21 protein-coding genes and 3 pseudogenes are annotated in these 21,164 nt (G+C 54.5%); 10 read left to right on the top strand and 14 right to left on the bottom strand.

Features of this window, described 5'->3' with window-relative positions; genetic code table 11:
• Positions 1–49 precede the first annotated feature (49 nt).
• Positions 50–1,519 (bottom strand): sensor histidine kinase, encoded by a 1,470-nt coding sequence (locus ACMGGQ_RS05180; RefSeq protein ID WP_325841617.1) that lies wholly within the window; start codon positions 1,517–1,519, stop codon positions 50–52.
• A complete protein-coding gene (locus ACMGGQ_RS05175) occupies positions 1,503–2,210 on the bottom strand; it encodes a response regulator transcription factor (protein ID WP_025912904.1) in 708 nt (235 codons plus the stop codon). Before ACMGGQ_RS05175 ends, ACMGGQ_RS05180 begins: the two co-directional genes overlap by 17 nt.
• Before the next feature lie 116 nt (positions 2,211–2,326).
• On the opposite strand from ACMGGQ_RS05175, the pseudogene ACMGGQ_RS05170 reads away from it, so the two are divergent.
• A pseudogene (locus ACMGGQ_RS05170) lies at positions 2,327–2,775 on the top strand (hypothetical protein).
• Positions 2,776–2,865: 90 nt separating this feature from the next.
• Here the strand turns inward: ACMGGQ_RS05170 and rlmC are convergent.
• The 9 genes from rlmC to nfsA form a co-directional block, all read right to left on the bottom strand.
• Entirely contained in the window at positions 2,866–3,996 is a 1,131-nt protein-coding gene (rlmC, locus tag ACMGGQ_RS05165) for a 23S rRNA (uracil(747)-C(5))-methyltransferase RlmC (protein ID WP_420289672.1), read from the bottom strand.
• A gap of 40 nt (positions 3,997–4,036) precedes the next feature.
• Positions 4,037–4,510: a YbjO family protein gene (locus tag ACMGGQ_RS05160; protein WP_045908434.1), complete on the bottom strand. Its 474-nt coding sequence runs from the start codon at positions 4,508–4,510 to the stop codon at positions 4,037–4,039.
• 65 nt (positions 4,511–4,575) lie between these two features.
• Positions 4,576–5,421, bottom strand: a complete 846-nt coding sequence (potI, locus tag ACMGGQ_RS05155; protein WP_008503447.1) for a putrescine ABC transporter permease PotI — start codon at positions 5,419–5,421, stop codon at positions 4,576–4,578.
• The gene (potH, locus tag ACMGGQ_RS05150) at positions 5,418–6,371 is read right to left on the bottom strand and encodes a putrescine ABC transporter permease PotH (protein ID WP_024907854.1); all 954 of its coding nucleotides are present in this window, start codon (positions 6,369–6,371) and stop codon (positions 5,418–5,420) included. The genes potI and potH overlap by 4 nt, the downstream gene beginning before the upstream one ends.
• A gap of 10 nt (positions 6,372–6,381) precedes the next feature.
• Positions 6,382–7,515 carry a putrescine ABC transporter ATP-binding subunit PotG gene (gene potG / locus ACMGGQ_RS05145; RefSeq protein WP_045327359.1) on the bottom strand — a complete coding sequence of 378 codons (1,134 nt, stop codon included), beginning with the start codon at positions 7,513–7,515 and terminating at the stop codon, positions 6,382–6,384.
• Between the two features lie 143 nt (positions 7,516–7,658).
• Positions 7,659–8,771, bottom strand: a complete 1,113-nt coding sequence (gene potF, locus ACMGGQ_RS05140; RefSeq protein WP_045908435.1) for a spermidine/putrescine ABC transporter substrate-binding protein PotF — start codon at positions 8,769–8,771, stop codon at positions 7,659–7,661.
• 351 nt (positions 8,772–9,122) lie between these two features.
• Positions 9,123–9,599, bottom strand: coding sequence for a YbjN domain-containing protein (locus ACMGGQ_RS05135; RefSeq protein ID WP_003858385.1), 477 nt, complete (start codon positions 9,597–9,599; stop codon positions 9,123–9,125).
• 63 nt (positions 9,600–9,662) lie between these two features.
• Positions 9,663–10,565, bottom strand: a complete 903-nt coding sequence (rimK, locus tag ACMGGQ_RS05130; RefSeq protein ID WP_045908436.1) for a 30S ribosomal protein S6--L-glutamate ligase — start codon at positions 10,563–10,565, stop codon at positions 9,663–9,665.
• 69 nt (positions 10,566–10,634) lie between these two features.
• The gene (gene nfsA / locus ACMGGQ_RS05125) at positions 10,635–11,357 is read right to left on the bottom strand and encodes a nitroreductase NfsA (RefSeq protein WP_045908437.1); all 723 of its coding nucleotides are present in this window, start codon (positions 11,355–11,357) and stop codon (positions 10,635–10,637) included.
• Positions 11,358–11,541: 184 nt separating this feature from the next.
• Between nfsA and ACMGGQ_RS05120 the strand changes: the two genes are divergently transcribed.
• Positions 11,542–11,811 carry a GrxA family glutaredoxin gene (locus ACMGGQ_RS05120; RefSeq protein ID WP_006809455.1) on the top strand — a complete coding sequence of 90 codons (270 nt, stop codon included), beginning with the start codon at positions 11,542–11,544 and terminating at the stop codon, positions 11,809–11,811.
• 30 nt (positions 11,812–11,841) lie between these two features.
• Here the strand turns inward: ACMGGQ_RS05120 and ACMGGQ_RS05115 are convergent, their stop codons facing one another.
• The gene (locus ACMGGQ_RS05115; protein ID WP_420289671.1) at positions 11,842–12,216 is read right to left on the bottom strand and encodes an inner membrane protein YbjM; all 375 of its coding nucleotides are present in this window, start codon (positions 12,214–12,216) and stop codon (positions 11,842–11,844) included.
• 273 nt (positions 12,217–12,489) lie between these two features.
• Between ACMGGQ_RS05115 and ACMGGQ_RS05110 the strand changes: the two genes are divergently transcribed.
• Complete coding sequence (locus tag ACMGGQ_RS05110; protein ID WP_014169303.1) at positions 12,490–14,175, top strand: aspartate:alanine antiporter; 1,686 nt, start codon at positions 12,490–12,492, stop codon at positions 14,173–14,175.
• Between the two features lie 538 nt (positions 14,176–14,713).
• Positions 14,714–15,340, top strand: a complete 627-nt coding sequence (locus ACMGGQ_RS05105) for a GIY-YIG nuclease family protein (RefSeq protein WP_420289670.1) — start codon at positions 14,714–14,716, stop codon at positions 15,338–15,340.
• Positions 15,341–15,413: 73 nt separating this feature from the next.
• Here ACMGGQ_RS05105 and ACMGGQ_RS05100 read toward each other — a convergent pair.
• Together ACMGGQ_RS05100 and ACMGGQ_RS05095 are read right to left on the bottom strand one after the other, a co-directional pair.
• A pseudogene (locus ACMGGQ_RS05100) lies at positions 15,414–15,569 on the bottom strand (ogr/Delta-like zinc finger family protein); the annotation flags it as partial.
• A pseudogene (locus ACMGGQ_RS05095) lies at positions 15,558–15,684 on the bottom strand (phage baseplate protein); the annotation flags it as partial. The pseudogenes ACMGGQ_RS05100 and ACMGGQ_RS05095, both read right to left, overlap by 12 nt.
• A gap of 99 nt (positions 15,685–15,783) precedes the next feature.
• Here ACMGGQ_RS05095 and ACMGGQ_RS05090 point away from each other — a divergent pair.
• The 6 genes from ACMGGQ_RS05090 to arsC all read left to right on the top strand — a co-directional run bounded on the left by ACMGGQ_RS05090 (position 15,784) and on the right by arsC (position 21,159).
• Positions 15,784–16,578 carry a DUF6216 family protein gene (locus ACMGGQ_RS05090; protein ID WP_334763171.1) on the top strand — a complete coding sequence of 265 codons (795 nt, stop codon included), beginning with the start codon at positions 15,784–15,786 and terminating at the stop codon, positions 16,576–16,578.
• A gap of 854 nt (positions 16,579–17,432) precedes the next feature.
• Positions 17,433–18,140: a hypothetical protein gene (locus ACMGGQ_RS05085; protein ID WP_196353137.1), complete on the top strand. Its 708-nt coding sequence runs from the start codon at positions 17,433–17,435 to the stop codon at positions 18,138–18,140.
• Positions 18,141–18,361: 221 nt separating this feature from the next.
• Positions 18,362–18,841: an Hcp family type VI secretion system effector gene (locus ACMGGQ_RS05080; protein WP_021240935.1), complete on the top strand. Its 480-nt coding sequence runs from the start codon at positions 18,362–18,364 to the stop codon at positions 18,839–18,841.
• Between the two features lie 223 nt (positions 18,842–19,064).
• Complete coding sequence (locus ACMGGQ_RS05075; protein ID WP_111967013.1) at positions 19,065–19,385, top strand: metalloregulator ArsR/SmtB family transcription factor; 321 nt, start codon at positions 19,065–19,067, stop codon at positions 19,383–19,385.
• A 40-nt stretch (positions 19,386–19,425) separates the two neighbouring features.
• Positions 19,426–20,715, top strand: coding sequence for an arsenic transporter (locus ACMGGQ_RS05070; RefSeq protein WP_420289669.1), 1,290 nt, complete (start codon positions 19,426–19,428; stop codon positions 20,713–20,715).
• 12 nt (positions 20,716–20,727) lie between these two features.
• Positions 20,728–21,159: a glutaredoxin-dependent arsenate reductase gene (arsC, locus tag ACMGGQ_RS05065; protein ID WP_048222202.1), complete on the top strand. Its 432-nt coding sequence runs from the start codon at positions 20,728–20,730 to the stop codon at positions 21,157–21,159.
• The last annotated feature ends 5 nt before the right edge of the window (positions 21,160–21,164 follow it).

Genomic DNA, 21,164 nt, shown 5'->3' with positions numbered 1-21,164 from the left:
TACGGGGGGATTTGTAGGCCGGGCAAGCGCAGCGCCGCCCGGCACTCTCTCATAACGGCACAAAGAACCTGAACCGTGCCCCGCTCACCGACTCCATTAGCCTGATCCCGCCCCCGTGCAGCTCCAGCATCCGTTTCACGATTAATAGCCCCAACCCGCCGCGATTCTCCCGCGAGGCCTGGGTATTGAGCGCCGACGGCCGCTGGAAAAGATCGTCGCGCAGCGAGGCATCCACACCCGTTCCGCTGTCGGACACTTCGACCTGCAGCTGTTCATTTTCCTGCCACACCGCCAGACGAATTTCTCCGCCGCCAGGCGTATGGCGCATCGCGTTATCCAGCAGGTTGGTCACCACGCGTTCAATCATCGACACATCGGCGTTTACCATCGGCAGCGGCCCCGGCACGTCAATATGCAGATTGACCTCTCGCGTGCGGGCCGTGAGCTCAAACTTCTGCGCCACGTCGGAAATCAGCTCCGCCATTGCGAACCGCTCGCGCTGGGGTTTAATACCACCGTGTTCAAGGCGTGCCAGCTCAAACAGCTGCTGCGAAAGATGCCGGACTTTTTGCCCCTGACGCAGCGCGGTGGCGAGATACTGCTGGTGCTCCTGCGGCGTCAGGGTGGCGGATTTGAGCGACAGGGTTTCGAGATAGCCCAGCAGTGAGGTCAGCGGCGTGCGGAGATCGTGCGAAATATTGGCGATAAACTCCCGACGCTGGCGATCGCTGTCGGCCAGCCGATCCCACTGTTGGGTGATTTTGCGCGCCAGCTCGATAAAGCTGTTGCGCAGGATCGCCACTTCATCTTTTGCCGCCGCGTCCGGCGTCTGTGCCGCCAGCAGCCTGATTGCGCTCATGCTGTCCTGCTCCAGCCCGGCGACCTCCACCGTCAGCTGTTTGACCGGGCGCGTGACCCAGTACCAGACCAGCAGCCCTGCCAGCAGCCCAAACAGCGCGACCCACAGCATTGACCACAGGACGGTACTCCACAGCGCCTTGTGCCAGGCCATTTCCGCCAGGGCGTTTGACTCCTCGCCCTGCAAGATAATGTACAGATAGCCTTTCAGCTCGCCGTCCTGCCGCAGCGGCGTGGCACTGAAGACTTTTTGATTTTGACTGCGCGGATCGTCGCCCAGTACCGGCATGGCGGTGCCGCTCAGGAAGCTCTGCACCGGCGCCAGATCGATTTTTTGCCGCTGAACATGACCCGGCGGTGCGGCATCGGCGAGGATATCGCCGTCAGGAGAGATAACGTACAGCTCAACGCTCGGATTAAAGGTCATCAGCCGGCCAAACAGCGGTTTCAGCGCGCTGCGGTCGACCCGGCCCTGCGCGTCCAGAATCGGTTCGCGCTGGACGATCTGCTGCGCCAGCCCACCCGACAAACGCTGCACCATTGCGTTACCGTACTGCATGCTGCTGTAGAGCTGTACCGCGCAGGCGACGGCGGCACAGAGCATCATCAGCAGGATGAAGAGCAGCGTCAGGCGCTGGCTCAGGCTAAAGCGACGCATCATGCTGCGGCTCCGCAAATTTGTAGCCCTTGCCCCAGACGGTGCGAATGATCTCCGGCTCGGCGGCGTCCTTCTCTATCTTGATGCGCAGGCGGTTGATATGGGTGTTGACGGTGTGCTCGTAGCCTTCATGCTGGTAGCCCCAGACCTGCTCCAGCAGCGCCAGACGGGAGAACACCTCGCCGGGATGACGGGCAAAGAAGTAGAGCAGTTCGAACTCGCGCGGGGTGAGGTCCACCACCTGGCCGTGAAGCAGCACGCTGCGCGCCAGCGGATCGATGGTCAGTCCGTGCGCCTGAATGTGTCCGTCGGTTTGCGCCTGCCCCATCGCCTGCTGGCGACGAAACAGTGCTTTGATACGCGCAATCAGCTCCTGCACGGAGAACGGTTTTGCCAGATAGTCGTCGGCGCCGGTTTCCAGCCCGGTGATGCGGTCGGTTTCGCTGCTGCGGGCGCTGATGATGATCACCGGCAGGTAGCGCGTCATCTGACGGATGCGGCGGCAAATCTCCAGACCGTCCACGTTGGGCAGCATCAGGTCGAGGATCACCGCATCCCACGTCTGTGCTTCAAGACGCTGCAGGGCGTTGCCCCCGTCGGGCTCGTGGGTGATGGCGTAGCCTTCGTCTTCTAAATTGAGTCGCAGAAGCGCCGCGATATCGTGGTCGTCTTCCACCAGCAGGATCTGCTTCATGGGTAAGCCTTCATTCATTTCTTATGACGTAAGCTTACCTGATTTCGCCGGGATGAAGAGTTCACATTTTGTTGAAGATTTGGAAGGTAACAAACCAACATACTGAGGATGTTTATATGTCGATCGTCTCGTCTTTTTCAGACACACTTCTCACACTTCCTGTTAATCACAATACCGATTTCACCGATCTGGCCGACAACTGCCAGCGCTACTGCGAAGCGCTGGTTGAAGAAACCGATCCTGCCAGAAAAATCGCGCTCTGTGGCCGCCTCGCCACCTGTCTTGCCTTGCTCCGCCCGATGCTGCTGGAACCTGTGCCGGAGCATTTGTATGAACGATTAACGGTGGACGTTTTCCCAGAAAGAGAACCTGCATTCAACGCGGAGCCTGATCAACTGTGCCGTTATTGTGAGGAGATTACGCAACTCTTAATAGGGGGGTACTTGCGCCGGAGTCAGCCCGCGTGATGGGTGATCTGCTCTTTGAGCTGACAGGCTATTTTGCCGACCAGTTGAAAGCGCCACGCTGGCTTAAAACAGAGGCGGGAGTCGCATTCCTGGGTTGAGCAAACAAAGCCGGGTGGCGGCTACGCCTTACCCGGCCTACTCCGGATCGTAGGCCCGGTAAGCGCAGCGCCACCGGGCGATGTTGAGGATTAGTGCGTTTTCACCAGCAACGTCAACACTTCATAATGCGCGGTATGCGGGAACATATCGAAAAGCTGAACGCGTTCAACGCGATAGCCCGGTAGTTGCGCAATGTCTTTCGCCATGGTCTGCGCGTTGCAGCTGGAATAGATGATGTATTCCGGCGCCATCTGGCTCAGGTAGTCGCACAGCGCATTGCCGATGCCGCGGCGCGGCGGGTTGACCAGCACCAGCTCAGGTACGTTGCCCTGGCCGGTTGCGAACTGCGTGGAGTCGAGCGCCTGGAAGTGCAGATTCGTTAACCCCAGTTCGGCGGCGGACTGCTTCGCGCAGGCAATCGCTTCGGCAGAGATCTCAATGCCGGTGAGCTGCATCTCCGGCGTGGCGCAGTGCAGACCAAACCCGCCCACGCCGCAGAACAGATCCCACATGTGGTGAACGTTCAACGCACGCACCCAGTCGCGGGCGGTGGCGTACAGGCTGCTTGCCACGGTCGGGTTGGTCTGGAAGAAGCTTTGCGGGCGGATCCACAGCGGCACGCCGTTGAAGCTCTCAGCCAGCGCGTGCTGGTCGGTGAAGAAAATCTCTTTCTCCCCTTCCATGATCGCCATATGCACCGGCTGAATGTTCGCCGTAATGACCTTCAACTGCGGAAGCTGTTCCTGCAGCCACGGCAGCGCCGCGCGCAACTGCGACAGCTTAGTTTCAGAGCGCAGCACGAAGCGCAGCATCATGCCGCCGTCTTTCTGGCTTTCCGTCAGCAGAAGGTATTTCAGCTCGCCGCGCTTGCGGGCCACGTTATAGGGCGTTAACCCTGCCCGGGCAATAAACGGCTTGAGTGCGGCAAAGACCGGCGCAAAGGAAGCGGGATAGAGCGGGCAGTCGGTTAAGTCTTCCGGCGTGCCGTCGCGGTGCAGCATCCCCAGCAGCGGTTTTTCCACGCTGCCGCTGACCACCATTTTGGCTTTATTGCGAAAACCCTGCTCAGGGCCGCTGACGGGTGCGCACCACTCGCCCACCGCGTGTTCTGCCAGCAGCTGTTGCAGGTCGGCCATTTTGGCGGTGAGTTGTTGAGAGACCGGTTGTTCTATCCACTGACAGGAGCGGCAGCGTCCGGCGTCATAGAGTGCGCACTGCATATGAAAACCTTAAAAATCACGAGGGCTGCGATTATACACATTATTGCAGGCGGAAGAACCGCCGACTGGAGGCCGGAACGAAGAGAAGAAAGAGCACCAGCATGTCCGGCAGTTTTTGCATAAACAGCGCGCGCAGGATCTCGCGTTTGGACTCACCGGCAATACTGAACAGCTCCGGGTAGCCATACCCCAGCGAAGCGGCCCACAGATAGCTCGCCGCGGTAATCTGCGTCAGCATATAGACCCAGCGCGCCCAGTTGCGCCCTTTAACCAGCGAAAACGCGCAGTAGATCTCGATAAACACCAGCACCAGACTGCTCAAAAAGACCAGCGTCAGATTCCACGTCTGCACGCTGCGGTGAATGAATTCACCGATGCCGCGCACACCCAGGGTATTCAGAATCATCAGCACGTCCAGGCAGCGGATCATAATAATGGCGAGCGCCGCCACCTGAACCAGTGCAGGTACGTTAGGACGTGCGTGCGTAATACGTGATTTTTTTAATAATCCCAATGTTTTACTTCCCTGAAAAACAGTGCCGCGTCATGCGCGGCACATCACTGGAAATTTTAAATCCTTCAGCCGCGTCTTGCACGCTGGATATCGCGCACGCGCTGTTTTTCCGCGCGCGCCATCAAATACCAGGCGATAAATCCGACAATTCCGACCACACCGAGGATGATAGAGGCCAGGGCGTTGATCTCCGGGTTGACCCCCATGCGCACGCTGGAGAAGACCAGCATCGGCAGCGTCGTCGCCCCCGGGCCGGAGACAAAGCTGGCGATAACCAGATCGTCGAGCGACAGGGTAAACGCCAGCAGCCAGCCGGAGATCACCGCCGGCATAATCATCGGCAGCGTGATGATGAAAAAGACCTTCAGCGGCGTCGCGCCGAGATCCATCGCCGCCTCTTCAATGGAGCGATCCAGCTCGCGCAGGCGCGAGGCGATCACCACCGCGACATAGGCGGTACAGAAGGTGACGTGCGCCAGCCAGATGGTGAGCATCCCGCGGTCCGCCGGCCAGCCGATGGCGTGCGCCAGGGCCACGAACAGCAGCAACAGCGCGAGACCGGTGATCACGTCCGGCATCACCAGCGGAGCGGTGATCATAAAGGCGAAGCCGTTTGAACCGCGAAAACGCCCGAAGCGCACCATCACCAGCGCGGCGATCGTGCCCAGCACGGACGCCATGGTCGCCGCCAGCGCCGCAATGGTCAGGCTCAGCCCCACCGCGCTCATCATCGCATCATCGTGGAACAGCTCGCTGTACCAGCGCGTCGACCAGCCTGCCCAGACCGTCACCAGCTTGGAGCTGTTAAACGAGTAGATCACCAGCATCAGCATCGGCGCATACAGGAAGGTAAAGCCGATGACCAGGATCGCAATTCGCCACGGGGAGCGCACTACCGGTAAGTTGTTCATCCGTGATCTCCCATCTGTTTCTGCTGATGCTTGTGGAACCACATGATCGGCACGATCAGCAGCAGTAGCATCACGATCGCCACCGCCGAGGCCACCGGCCAGTCGCGGTTATTGAAGAACTCCTGCCACAGCACGCGGCCAATCATGATGCTGTCAGGCCCGCCGAGCAGTTCCGGGATCACAAACTCCCCCACCGCCGGGATAAAGACCAGCATCGACCCGGCGATAATGCCGCCTTTGGTCAGCGGGACAATGACGCTGAAGAAAGTTTTTAACGGACGGGCACCGAGATCGAGCGACGCTTCCACCAGCGAGTAGTCGATACGCGTCAGCGCCGTGTAGATCGGCAGCACCATAAACGGCAGATAGGCGTATACAATGCCGATATAGACCGCGAGATTGGTGTGCAGGATCGTCAGCGGCTGATCGATAACCCCGAGCCACATCAGGAAGTTATTTAGCACGCCGTTGTTTTTCAGGATCCCCATCCACGCGTAAACGCGGATCAGGAACGAGGTCCACGACGGTAAAATCACCAGCAGCAGCAGGATATTTCGCGTCGACGGCTTGCTGTGCGCCACCGCCCACGCCAGCGGGTAGCCCATCACCAGACAGCAGAGCGTCGAGATCGCCGCCACCTGCAGCGACTGCAGATAGGCTTCGAAATAGAGCGGATCGTCGGTGAGCTGCAGGAAGTTACCCAGGTTTAAGGTCAGCGTCAGCTGCCCGTCGGCCCAGTCCAGCAGGTTGGTGTAAGGCGGGATCGCCCGCGCCATTTCCGCCAGGCTTATCTTGAAAACAATCAGGAACGGCAGCAGGAACAGCAGGATCAGCCACACGTACGGCATGGCGATCACCAGCTTGCGGCCGTGCTTCATCTGCATGCGCGTCAGCCAGTGGGCAAAGCCGCCCGGCTTTTCGACGCGGGCTGGAGGTTCAAGTGTACTCATTGGCCGCTCCTTATACCGTCAGCACAACGCAACTGTCTGCATCCCAACACAGGCGCACTTCGTCGCCCCAGGTCGGCTGTCCCTTGCGATAGCGATGTTCGTTCTGTAACTGCGCGCTGAGCATCTGCCCGCTTTTCAGGCGCACGTGATAGATAGAGAGATCGCCCAGATAGGCAATGTGCACCACTTCCCCGACGGCAAAGTTATAGCCATCAGCAGGCGGGTCTTCACAGAGCATGATCTTCTCCGGACGTAGCGCGACGTAGACCGGCACGTTATCCACTACCGAGCTATCCGGATCAACCTTAAGCGGATGCTGCAGCCCCGGCGATTCGATGACCAGACCGTCTTCCTGACGATCTTTCAGCAGCCCTTCGAAAACGTTAACCGAGCCGATGAACTCCGCGCTGTAGCGGGTGGTCGGATGCTCATAAATCTCTTCCGGTTCGCCAATCTGCACGAACTTGCCGCGGTTCATGATGGCGATACGTCCGGCCATGGTCATGGCCTCTTCCTGGTCGTGGGTCACCATCACGCAGGTCACCCCCACGCGCTCGAGGATATCGACCACTTCGAGCTGCATACGGTCGCGCAGCTTTTTATCCAGCGCGCCCATCGGTTCGTCGAGCAGCAGCAGTTTCGGGCGTTTTGCCAGGCTGCGGGCCAGGGCCACGCGCTGGCGCTGGCCGCCGGAGAGCTGGTGCGGCTTACGCTTCGCGAACTCCTGCATGTGCACGAGGCTCAGCATCTCGGCCACGCGCGCGGTAATTTCGGCTTTCGGCAGCTTGTCCTGCTTCAGGCCGAAGGCGATGTTCTGCTCCACCGTCATGTGCGGAAACAGCGCGTAGGACTGGAACATCATGTTGATCGGGCGCTGATACGGCGGCACGCTGGAGAGATCCACGCCGTCGAGCACGATCTGCCCGGCGGTGGGCTGTTCAAAACCGGCCAGCATACGCAGCAGGGTCGATTTACCGCAGCCAGAGGCCCCCAGAAGGGCAAAAATTTCGCCTTTATAGATCGTCAGGCTGACGTCATCCACGGCATGCTGGCCATCAAAAGATTTGGTGAGGTTACGAATTTCAAGCAGCGGGGTCAGCGCTTTACGGACTTTCGCCTGCGGGCGGGGGATCGCGTCATTCACGGGGTGTTCTCCGGTAGAGATCAAAACTGGTGCAAACGCACCGTCAGGGTGCGCATCGCCGGGCGGCGCTAACGCTTGCCCGGCCTACGGGTTGTAGAGGCCCGGTAAGCGATAGCGCCACCGGGCAGCAATACCAAACGCCGTTATTTACCGCTTTTCACCTTGGTCCACGCGCGGGTACGCACGCGGTCAATTTTTGGATCCTGAACTTTCAGGGTGAAGAGCTTGGCGAACACATCCGCTGGCGGATAGATAGCCGGGTTATTACGGATCTCTTCGCTCACCAGCGGCACGGAGGCCTTGTTACCGTTCGCATAGTAAACGTGGTCGCTGATGTGGGCGATAACCTCAGGACGCATCAGGTAGTTAAGGAACTGATACGCTTCGTCTTTGTTTTTCGCGTCAGCCGGCATCGCGAAGACGTCAAAGAAGGCCAGCGCCCCCTCCTTCGGAATGAAGTAAGAGACGTTCACGCCGTTTTTCGCCTCTTTCGCGCGGTTAGCCGCCTGCCATACGTCCCCTGCCCAGCCAATCGCGACGCAGATGTCGCCGTTCGCCAGGTCGTTAATGTACTGGGAAGAGTGGAAGTAACGAATGTTTGGACGCAGCTTCAGCAGCAGATCGGTCGCCGGGCCGGTGTAATCATCCGCCTTATTGCTGTTCGGGTCTTTGCCCAGGTAGTTCAGCACGGTCGCGAAAATCTCTTCCGGCGCATCGAGGAAGGAGACGCCGCAGCTTTTCAGCTTCTCAAGGTTTTCCGGCTTCAGCACCACGTCCCAGCTGTCCAGCTTCACGTCCGGGCCCAGCGCCGCCTTCACTTTATCAACGTTAAAACCGATACCGGTGGTCGCCCAGAGATACGGCATCGCGTATTTGTTGTCCGGGTCGTGCTTGGCCACCAGCTTCAGCACTTCCGGATCGAGATTTTTCCAGTTCGGTAACTTGCTCTTATCCAGCGGCTGGAAAACGCCTGCCGTCAGCTGGCGCTCGAGGAAGCTTGCGGAAGGCACCACGAGGTCAAACCCGGTGCTGCCCGCCATCAGTTTTCCTTCCAGCACTTCGTTGGAATCGAACACGTCGTAGACCACTTTAATGCCGGTCTCTTTTTCAAAATTTGCCACCGTGTCCGGCGCAATATAGTCAGACCAGTTATAAACGTGCAGCGTTTTTTGTTCCGCAGCGAGCGTGCCGGCAGAGACGGCCATCAGAGCACCCGCAACCAGACCCGATAACCATTTTTTATTCAAGGCGATCATAGTGTTATTCCTTCTGAAAGCTCGTTAACAAACGAACTAAAACTGTGCAATCTGGATATATGCAAAAATCATGCATAGTTTGTCGCTCTGCTCAAAATAAAAAGAAACCTCTTTACCCGGCAGCTTCCGCTCGCTTTTTGAAGCATCGCAAGAATAACTGTAGCCCGTGTCTCCGGCTATAGCCCAGACGAAAAAACGCCTTTTATCAATTTTTTATGCAGGTTAAGTCTACGTGATAAGCCGAAACGGCCTTCAGGGAGGTGAATAATTCTTTAAAGGAAGGTTAAAAGCAGCAGAAAAAATGGCCTTCTGCAGCCGCCGTGGCAGCGACTGCGCAAAAGTCAGACAGGCTTAGTGAAGAAAATTGGGAGATGCATCATTATTCTCTGCATCATCTTCCGCGCTATACAGCAGATGATGTGCATTGGCTTCCATCATGACCATCGAAATTTGCTCTTCGCTCAGGCGCATAAACCAGGCGAACTGCTTGAACGACAGCCCTGCCCCGGAGAATAAAGACTGGCAAACGACCAGTTTTGGCAGATTATCATCCTGTATGTCGAGAAATGCCTTCACCGTCAAAGAACTGGCATTGATGGCCGACAGGTCGGAGGCCAGCGCCAGCAGCGCGGACGGCTTCACTTCGGCCAGCGCGGAGAAAAGGATCACGTCGTTAATCAGATCGATTTTGGCATCGAAAATGCCGTCGAAATTCTGCATATGAGGCAGATGCAGCGCCTGGCAGGAATCGCATTCGAAGAATGTAATTCCGGCATCATCAAGCCATTGACGTAACGTATCCAGTGTAGGTACGACCTGTAAATCCATCGCGATGCAGCCTCTTTAATAAAAACTTCGCATAGGGTACTCAAAAAGCGCGCGGTAATCCATTTAACCACCCGTTTTCAGACAGTAGCCCGGCGTCGCATGACGCTCGATCCATAAGATCATTTTACCCGCAATATCGACCCCTGTGGTTTTTTCCACGCCTTCCAGCCCCGGCGAGGCGTTCACCTCCATGACCAGCGGCCCGCGCGTTGCGCGCAGCAGGTCTACACCCGCCACGTCCAGCCCCAGGGTTTGCGCGGCTTTCACCGCAATTTCCCGCTCCCGGTCGCTGATATCGGCTACACGCGCGACGCCGCCGCGGTGAAGGTTAGAACGGAAATCCCCCTCTTTGGCCTGACGCTCAATGGCTGCCACCACCTCGTTTCCCACGACGAAGCAGCGGATGTCGCGCCCTTTGGCCTCTTCGATATACTCCTGCACCAGAATGTGGGCATTCAGCCCGCGGAAGGCGTCAATCACGCTCTCCGCTGCCTGACGCGTCTCCGCCAGCACCACGCCAATGCCCTGGGTGCCTTCCACCAGCTTGATCACCAAAGGGGCGCCGCCCACCATGTCGATCAGATCGCTGGTGTCGTCCGGTGAATGGGCAATCCCCGTGACGGGGAGATCGATCCCCTGACGGGCAAGGAGCTGCAGCGAGCGCAGCTTGTCGCGGGCGCGGGAAATGGCGACGGATTCGTTGAGCGGATAGCTGCCCAGCATCTCGAACTGGCGCAGCGCGGCGGTGCCGTAGTAGGTAATCTGGGAGCCGATGCGGGGGATGACCGCATCAAAATGCGGCAGCTTGCGACCTTTGTAGTGAATCGACGAGGCGGCCGGGTCGATGTTCATATAGCAGGACATCGGGTCGAGGATCTCAACCTGATGCCCGCGTTTCGCCGCCGCTTCTCTCAGGCGCTTACATGAATAGAGCGTTCCATCCCGGGACAATATGGCAATTTTCACCCTGCACCTCTCTGAAGACATGGAAAAAGCCTGCGTATCATATACGCAGGCAGGCGCAGGATAAATGGACTATCGCGTCGCCCAGCCCTGTTTGTGCAGATAATCAAGAATAAACGGGCGATTTTCTTTAATGATGGTGCGACGAATATGGTCAGTCCAGGTATCGCGACGGTTATTGCTGCCGCGCGTCAGGTAGTAGTTTGCCAGCTCTTCATCGTATTGATTCAGGACATCCTGATCGACCGGCTGATAGTGGTTTTCATGCACCAGCATCGCCGCAGGAATGCGCGGCTTCAGATCCGGGTTATCCGCCGGCCAGCCGAGGCACAGGCCAAACAGCGGCAGCACATGTTTTGGCAGCTTCAGCAGCTCGGTCACGCTTTCAATGTTATTACGCAGACCGCCGATGTAAACGCCGCCTAACCCCAGCGATTCCGCCGCCGTGAAGGCGTTTTGCGCCATCAGCGCGGTATCCACCACCCCCAGCAGCAGCTGTTCGGCCAAGCCGAGCTCGGCCTCAGGGCAGATCTGCAGATGACGGTTGAAGTCGGCGCAGAACACCCAGAACTCCGCCGCCTGGGCCACATGCTTCTGCCCGCCGGTCAGCGTCACCAACTGCTCGCGCATGGCCGGGTCGGTAATGCGGATAATGGAGCTGCACTGCAGAAAACTGGAGCTCGAAGTCGCCCTGGCGCTGTCAATAATCGCGGCACGCTGCGCCTCGGTAATCGGCTCATCGGTGAAGTGGCGAATGGAACGGTGGGAACGGAGCAGGTCAATCGTGGGTGTCATCTTGTCTCTCTTTGTCTTGCTTAATACGTATTGCAGCCAGTATAGGCAATGATTTGCACGATGTAATTGGCGAAACATAGCCTGACTGTATCAAAGCGACAGGCGAAACCTTCTTTAATGGCGGCAGGTTATCGGGCACTATATGTCTTATTCGCCGTCAGGCTTGTTTTTTGAGGAGAGAGAAATGTTTGCAGTAATTTTTGGTCGTCCAGGGTGCCCATACTGTGTACGCGCGAAAGAGCTGGCTGAGAAACTGACCGAAGAGCGCGATGACTTCAACTTCCGCTACGTGGATATCCACGCGGAAGGCATCACGAAGGCGGATCTCGAAAAAACCGTCGGCAAGCCGGTTGAAACCGTACCGCAGATCTTCCTCGATCAGAAACATATCGGCGGCTGCACCGACTTTGAAGCCTACGCCAAAGAGCATCTGGGCCTGTTTGCCGCCCAGTAATGTGAAGACGCCCTCACCGAGAGGGCGTTTTTATTTGTGGTGCCGCCGGTTCTGAAGCAGACTGCGCACAAATAAGTAGCAGAGCGCGCCAAGGGCGCACCAGAATACGGCGCTCATCAACCATGCCAGCTCCTGCCAGAAACTCCGCGTTGAGATATAGAGCAAGCGCATCAGCAGCAAACAGAGCGGCGCGGCCAGCATGGCACCCAACAGCGGCTTCACCACCTCCCCTTTTCGGGAGAGAAAACTGGCAGCAGCCCCCGGCAGCGTAAAAAAGAGCAGCCCCAGCTCCGGATGACCCGATGCCCTGAATGCCCCTTTCACGTTAAAAGCAAGCGACATGCATACGACCGTGAACAGCAAAAAGCAGCTGATCACCCCCGCCCAGTTTCGTTTAATGTTCAAACTATCCTCCTGACTTATCTCTATCAAATACACTTTCGTCGGGTAGACGCCCAGTCAGATAAAGCAATGCGGCAATCCTTGCCAAAGTACGCACAGGGTGATGCGATAATCAGTAGCTGTCAGTAGCTAATACGATTAAACTACACGCCAGCTAATGTTTTAGGGAATAAAGCAGGAAACAGGGAGCGTTAACGCCTTTCCCTGACCCAGAAAACAGTAGCCCAAAAAGTCCTTTCATTCAACAACTTACTGGTAAACAAGAAGTTAGCCTCCGTGAATATAAACGTCGCAGACTTGTTAAATGGGAATTACATCCTGTTATTATTTGTGGTACTGGCGCTGGGCCTTTGCCTGGGTAAATTGCGCCTGGGTTCAGTTCAACTTGGTAATTCCATTGGCGTTTTAGTCGTCTCCTTATTATTAGGCCAGCAGCACTTCAGCATTAACACGGACGCGCTGAACTTAGGTTTTATGCTGTTTATTTTTTGTGTTGGCGTGGAAGCAGGACCGAACTTTTTTTCAATTTTCTTCCGCGACGGCAAAAATTATCTGATGCTGGCGCTGGTAATGGTCGGCAGCGCGCTGCTGATCGCCTTAGGGCTGGGTAAACTGTTTGGCTGGGATATCGGGTTAACGGCCGGTATGCTGGCGGGCTCCATGACGTCCACCCCCGTGCTCGTGGGTGCCGGTGATACCCTGCGCCATTCCGGCATGGCCGGCGCGCAGCTTTCTACCGCACTCGACCACCTGAGCCTCGGCTATGCCCTGACCTATCTGATTGGTCTGGTGAGCCTGATTGTCGGCGCACGCTACCTGCCAAAACTGCAGCACCAGGATCTGCAGACCAGCGCCCAGCAAATCGCCCGCGAGCGCGGTCTGGATACCGACTCCAAACGTAAAGTCTATCTCCCGGTGATCCGCGCCTATCGCGTCGGGCCAGAGCTGGTTGCCTGGGCTGACGGCAAAAATCTGCGTGAGCTGGGGATTTATCGCCAGACGGGCTGCTACATCGAACGCATCCGCCGCAACGGCATTCTGGCGAACCCGGACGGCGACGCGGTGCTGCAGATGGGCGATGACATCGCGCTGGTGGGTTACCCGGACGCCCACGCTCGTCTCGATCCGAGCTTCCGTAACGGCAAAGAGGTGTTCGACCGCGACCTGCTCGACATGCGCATCGTCACCGAAGAGATCGTGGTGAAAAACCATAACGCCGTGGGCCGCCGCCTGGCGCAGCTGAAGCTGACCGACCACGGCTGCTTCCTCAACCGCGTGATCCGCAGCCAGATTGAGATGCCTATCGACGACAACGTCGTGCTCAACAAAGGCGACGTGCTGCAGGTCAGCGGCGACGCCCGCCGCGTGAAAACCGTGGCCGACCGCATCGGCTTTATCTCCATTCACAGCCAGGTCACCGACCTGCTGGCCTTCTGCGCCTTCTTTATCGTTGGCTTGATGATCGGGATGATCACCTTCCAGTTCAGCAACTTCAGCTTCGGCATCGGTAATGCCGCCGGTCTGCTGTTCGCCGGGATCATGCTGGGCTTCCTGCGAGCGAACCACCCGACCTTCGGCTACATTCCGCAGGGCGCGCTGAACATGGTGAAAGAGTTCGGTCTGATGGTCTTTATGGCGGGCGTGGGCTTAAGCGCGGGCAGCGGGATTGGTCACAGCCTCGGCGCCGTCGGCTGGCAGATGTTGGTTTCCGGACTTATCGTCAGCCTGGTACCTGTGGTGATCTGCTTCCTGTTCGGTGCCTACGTGCTGCGCATGAACCGCGCCCTGCTCTTCGGGGCGATGATGGGCGCGCGTACCTGTGCGCCTGCTATGGAAATCATCAGCGATACCGCGCGCAGCAACATCCCGGCGCTGGGGTATGCGGGCACGTATGCTATCGCTAACGTGCTGCTGACGCTGGCGGGTACGCTGATTATCATCATCTGGCCCGGACTCGGATAACTCCTAAGAATGCGCGTAGTGCAAAATATTTTTGTTACGCGCAGAACTTTTTTATCAGGGGGCAGTCATAACTAGTGCCACTGCTTTTCTTTGATGTCCCCAATTTGTGGAGCCCATCAACCCCGCCGTTTTGGTTCAAGGTTGATGGGTTTTTTGTTGTCTGAAGCTCGTGTCCTTGTGGCGAACAGCCATAGGCAAAGCCTTTCTACGCCGTTTCAATCGCATATAGCAGTTCAACCAGATCTACCGCACTCACATTATCCCAGCGCAGGTAACTCGACAGAGAGCTTGTTCCCGAATCTTGCCCTAAAACGCGCTGACATATTGCCTGGTGGTCAACGGATGCAGATACCCACACAGCACCGCTCTGCTGACAAAAATAGGTCGAACCTTTTAACCCATCCCTCTGAATACGTTTCTTCCAGGTGTCTACCTGCTGTGTCGTTACTCTTAAACTCATCATTCCCCCTGAGTAAATCAAGCATTCCCACATGATCATCTAATAAAATATCAGGATGAATCAGCGTGGAGAATATGCGTGTTTGATTTTTATCCTGAAAAAACATTCAGCAGAGCAGAAGTCATGTGTCATCCAACACCTGTTCCTGCTGTGAAAGGTATCTATTTTTGGTGGTTTAAAGAAATCCCCCCTGGTGTTCCAATTGAGGGATGCATTACTCAAGAGGGATACACGTTGCTCTATGTCGGTATTTCACCCGATAAAAAAAGCAAACCTAATAGCCGGGCTAATCTTCGGCAGCGCATCAAAACCCACTATAACGGTAACGCTGAAGGTTCAACACTCAGGCGCACACTGGGAGTTCTGCTTGCGACGAAAAGCAATTTCCCGCTCCGTCGGGTTGGTTCAGGCAAGAGAACGACATTTACTCATCCTGGCGAGCAATGGCTGGATCTCTGGATGGAGAAGAATGCTAAGGTTTCTTGGGTCGCAGATGAAGAACCCTGGGTGCTGGAAGAAATGATGATTACCAGCACTTCGTTACCATTAAACCTTCAGGGAAACAACCACGCCTTTAAACCCATGCTCTCAGCAATGCGCAGCAAAGCCATGGCTGAAGCCAAAGTAATGGAGATCGCAGATGAAACAGGATCTAGCAGGAGTGTAGTGGCAGAAATGATAAAGCAAGCTGTGGAAGTGGACTGAACCAAATATGAAATCCGCCGCTATCTAAGCTAGTTCGTCACGAGAATGTTATTACATCAGCGGTGGGTAAGACTCAGTAAGAACATTGTTCCTGCATACCTTTGGGATGAGTCGGTGATGCGCTGTTTTTATGCGGGCGGCAAACTGATCGGAATAAAGCCTCATGCGTCACGAAGGCATGCCCACATTCGATATTAATGCACTGGTTGTACCGCTCCCATTTGGTTTCAAGATCACCCGTTGTTCACCGGACATATCCAGTTGTCACGGTCCTCTTCGATCAAAATCCCGGTGCGGATCATGTTGGAGAGAAGGCGCATGATTTTTGCGAATGGTACATTCATAACGGAATAATGACAACCACTAACTGTTTTGTTATGTCTTGCAAATTGTGTCGTTGATGGTACAAATATACTGAAGGATAAAAACCAACAGGAGGATGAATGAGTGTTATAAATCCAATAAGTTCTAATATATTTAATGCTGAATTTTTAAACTCCCCAGCAGCGGCACTTGCAGCATGGTTGTCGATCTTTGGAGCTGTTATAACTTTGCTGACGATAGTTGCAAGAGCATTATTCAAATACCGGCGATCTCATGATGTTATACTGAAAAAATCCGGCATCCCTGCTTTTGTGCTAAATTTCTTCTTTATACGAATATCATTAAAGAGACTGCCTGCTATCACATGGGTTGAAAAAACCGTTACCATTCTTTTTTCGCTTCTTTTTTTGTATTCCATTTATCTTTTTGGACCAACACTCATCCAAGCCATTAAGACTCCGCCAAATAGTACGATACTTTACTGGAAGAGCTCTGGCGAGTCATTTTACATATCAAATAAACTCGCGACTGCGGCTACAATTTTTTCCGCTCCTGACTGGAAAATTTCAAAGGATGATTGCGCGCAACCATTCCCTGCTTATACAGAGGAGTACAAGTCATTAACAATTGAACAAAAAGAAGATCTTTGTAAATTGCTAAACACTGAAGAAGGAAAGAATTTCATTGATAAATCGGTTAAGAAATTCATTAAAGACAAAATTTTTATTTACTCCATTACTCCAATGGGCATGTTTATTTTATTATGGTTATCCATGGGCTTAATGCTAACTATTCACTATTCTAAAAAAGCCAGAAAATACATTCTAACGGAGCAAAAAAATGCAATTCTTTGGGCAAATGGTGAATTCAAGGCAGAAGGTATTTATGCAATATATCAAGAGTTAGAACGATAGATTCTTTTTTACACCCAACAATTGTCGTTGTGTATAAAGTACTTCCGACTTCTTACGGCTTAAACGATCACATAAGCCGTAATGTTGTTTCCGTTCAATACACCACCCCGGCAAACTCAACGCTGAAAGAGTTCGCACTAGCAGCTTTTTTCTGCGATTTGGTGGTGCGGAGTTTAGTGAAGTCCTGTCAATGAATGCGACCTTTTTTGTCAGAGCAGTTATGCAATGAATCTGCGAAAGAAATTCGTCAATTAGTGTTGGGATTTTAGAAAGGTCCGACAGCAAGAATATATCCGGTGCTTTGAACTGATGCGGCTGGCATTCTGCCATAATCGCCACCTTTCATTACAAAACTATATTATTGATTTCTCATTCAATTCTTTACTTTAACTAACCCTTTTTCATAAATTAATTTTTTACCCGCTTAATACAAACTAAATTTGAAAAAAAATTTATACAACACTTCCGCTTACATTACGACATCGTCGCAGCAGAATTTTCCATATGGCGGTAATAGATAATAAAAAACCTGCCAGCGGAGCGTCAGTATCAGTAAGAAACTTCTTCCTGCATTCCTTTCAGATTTTGGAACGAGTCATTCAATTTTCAACTCGAACTCATGACAGATTGTATTTAGGTTAAAAAATATCAGGTCATTATCCTAAAAATCTCCGGTTTTTCATAAATATGACCTACTTTGTACTTCCATATAAGCGACGAGAATAATCTGGCTTGGATAAAACACGCTATGGAGGGGACAGGAATGCAGTTTTCAAGTTCAGTAATGGCAATTCCGGTCTTAGGGAATGAAGCAAAAGATTGCACAATTGAACTGAAGTGCGAGGTCAGTAAGCATGTACCATTCTGAAGAGATCATCCGCCAGCTTCAGAGCCAAAAGATACTGGCCATGAAGCTGGACCAGGCGGTACGCGCGGTAGGTGAAGAAGTAAAGAGCCAGTTGAGTAATATAGGTGCCGGTGCCCAACGCCTGCTGTACTACACCTCCTGCTTTACTGATGAATATTACGATGTATGCACCCGACAAAACCTGGAGGACGCTCGCTTCCGAAAGGGCATATTCCATCTCGTTTCTCGCTGGAACATCGTCTTTGACCTAATCAACACATACGTTGAGGAGCTGGTTAAGAATTATTCCCCGGCAGAATTATCAGCGATACAGCATGCTCTAATGCGCGCTAACGTTTATATATCCACCAGCACGCTAACCTCATATTCATTCTCTGCAGGTGTCACATCGACTGTTTGCCTTTATGTAACCCTTCCACCTTCAGGGTTAAAGGTCGTTTCAGGATTAACGGGCGCGGCTATTGGCGGGCTGGGGATATATGGGATTGTGCAACAGGCCGCTGACAGCGCTCATCGCTTGCAAGTGATGCATCCTGCCTACTATCAAGCGTTGTACCTGCGAGAACTGGAAATGATGTATTTCCTGGTGGAACCTGCTTTTATGCGCGCGGGCGTGCTAACGCAGCAATGGACTGACAGTCAAAGCCCTTATGATGCTGCTGACACTATCCTGAAGCTCATGGGCAGGCACTAATGGGCTTTCTAAGACGCTGGCTCAAATCTCAGGCCCAGTTTTTCTTCTGGACTTATATACCCATCATCCTCGCGTTCATTTTTGGCTATGTCCTTGACGTTTACTTCCCTGAGGTTAGCCAGGGATTCATCCTCCTGTTTTACCTGGTCACACTGGGGCTGGCTTACTGGATATGGCATTGAGGACCATAAAAGCTTCACGTTTGCTAATAAGGAAATGACATGTCTACACCCGCACATCTCTGGCTTGAGGACGAGAACGGCTCGCCAATTGTTGGTAGCTGCATGATGCCCACCCGTCATGGTTCCATAGAACTGAAATCGTTCTCACATGGCGTAACCATTCCGGTTGACCCAAGTTGGGGCAAGCTCACCGGCACGCGCGTCCATCGCCCTATTACGATAATCAAAGAATTTGATCAGACTACCCCACTTCTTTACCGAGCCGTGTGCGAAGGGCGAGTGATGAAGAAGGGGATTATTAAGATGTACCGTATTCTGGAGTCTGGTATCGAGGCCGAATATTTCAATATCGTGATGGAAAACGTTAAGTTCACGACAGTGGCACCCTTCCTGACCCCTAACGGGATGAGCAGCACCCATCTTGAAACGCTCGAATTGCGTTATGAAGCCATCTCATGGAAGTACACGGAGGGGAATATCATTTACCGTGACACCTGGAACGATCGCTGTTGCGCCTGAGCGCAGAAGAGTGTTGAAAGTGAGCAGATAAAAAGAAACCGTTCCAGGGGACGGTTTCTTTCCCATGACTGTCAGGATTGCTCCGGGCAAGCCATAAAGACTATTTTGACCTTCTACAAGCCCTTCCTGAGTTTTTCTATCCTTGCTACTTTTTCCTCTTCTCTCGCCAGCCACAAACATATATGATTTAATGCATATGACAAAAGACATTCAGGATGACCGAATGCTCCACCCACTCCACCTCTTCAAAACCCTCTCCGACGAAACGCGGCTCGCCATCGTCATGCTGCTCCGCGAAGCGGGCGAGCTGTGCGTCTGCGATCTCTGCTCCGCGACCGCCGAGTCGCAGCCGAAGGTTTCCCGTCACATGGCCCTGCTCCGCGAGTCCGGGCTGGTGATCGACCGTCGCGAGGGTAAGTGGGTCCATTACCGTCTCTCTCCCAACATGCCTGCATGGGCGGCAGCCGTTATCGACACCAGCTGGAACTGCCTGCGGGAAGAGACGCGCATGAAGCTGAAAAACCGGCTTCCGGGTTCGTGCTAACCCAAACACATTCACAAAAACAGATATAACAGAGTAAACAATGTTTCTGGCAGGGGCTATTTTTCTGTTTACGCTGGTACTGGTCATCTGGCAGCCCAAAGGACTGAGTATAGGCTGGAGCGCGACCATCGGCGCCGTGCTGGCGCTGGCCAGCGGCGTGATTCACATTAACGATATACCGGTAGTCTGGAATATCGTCTGGAACGCTACGGCAACATTCATCGCCGTCATCATCATCAGCCTGCTGCTGGATGAGTCCGGCTTTTTCGAGTGGGCGGCGCTGCACGTCGCCCGCTGGGGGAACGGTGGCGGGCGATTGCTGTTTACCTGGATTATCCTTCTGGGCGCAGCCGTCGCGGCGCTGTTTGCCAATGACGGCGCAGCGCTGATCCTGACGCCTATCGTTATCGCCATGCTGCTGGCGCTGGGGTTCAGCAAGCAGGCTACGCTGGCATTTGTGATGGCGGCAGGTTTTATCGCCGATACCGCCAGCCTGCCGCTGATTGTGTCGAACCTGGTCAACATCGTCTCGGCCGACTTCTTCACGCTGGGATTCAGTGAATATGCTTCGGTGATGATTCCCGTTGATATCGCTGCGATTGCCGCAACGCTGGTCATGCTCCATCTGTTCTTCCGCAAGGAAATTCCGCCGGAATATGACCTGGCGAAACTGCGTGAGCCTGCACGCGCGATAAACGATCTTCCGACGTTCAGAACCGGCTGGATCGTGCTGCTCCTTCTTCTCGTCGGTTTCTTTGTGCTGGAGCCTCTGGGTATTCCGGTCAGCGCCATTGCGACTGCGGGCGCGCTGGTTTTGTTTGCCGTTGCAAAACGCGGACATGCGATAAATACCGGAAAAGTGCTGCGCGGCGCACCGTGGCAGATCGTGATCTTCTCACTGGGGATGTATCTGGTGGTGTATGGCCTGCGCAATGCCGGGCTGACGGACTCTCTCACAGGCGTACTGAACAGCCTGGCCGGGCACGGATTGTGGGCGACCACGCTGGGTACCGGGTTCATCACCGCGTTCCTGTCATCCATAATGAACAATATGCCCACGGTGCTGATTGGCGCGCTCTCCATTGAGGGCAGCACGGCAACGGGATTGATTAAGGAGGCGATGATTTACGCCAACGTGATTGGCTGCGATCTGGGCCCGAAAATCACGCCTATCGGCAGCCTCGCCACCCTGCTCTGGCTCCACGTGCTGGCGCAGAAAAACATGACGATTACCTGGGGCTACTATTTCCGGACGGGCATCATCATGACGCTGCCGGTCCTGTTTGTGACGCTCGCCGCGCTGGCGCTACGTCTCTCCTTCACACTGTAATGAGCCACTGATATGAGCCACATCACCATTTACCATAACCCCGCCTGCGGCACCTCACGCAACACGCTGGAGATGATCCGCAACAGCGGCACGGAGCCAGAGATTATCCTCTATCTGGAAACCCCGCCGTCGCGCGATACGCTGACCACCCTGATTGCCGATATGGGCATTTCGGTGCGGGATCTGCTGCGTAAAAACGTGGAGCCCTATGAACAGCTCGGCCTTGCCGAAGATAGCTTCACCGACGACCAGCTAATCGAGTTTATGTTGCAATACCCGATTCTGATTAACCGTCCGATCGTGGTCACGCCGCTGGGCACCCGCCTGTGCCGCCCGTCTGAAGTCGTCCTAGATATTCTGCCGGATGCGCAGAAAGGGGCATTTACGAAAGAAGATGGCGAAGCGGTGGTGGACGCCAGCGGGAAAAAAATCTCACAAAAGTAACCCAT

Source organism: Enterobacter sp. BNK-13 (assembly GCF_048685015.1).
Taxonomy (GTDB): Bacteria; Pseudomonadota; Gammaproteobacteria; order Enterobacterales; family Enterobacteriaceae; genus Enterobacter; species Enterobacter quasiroggenkampii.
This window is presented reverse-complemented; position numbering and strand designations above follow the sequence as displayed.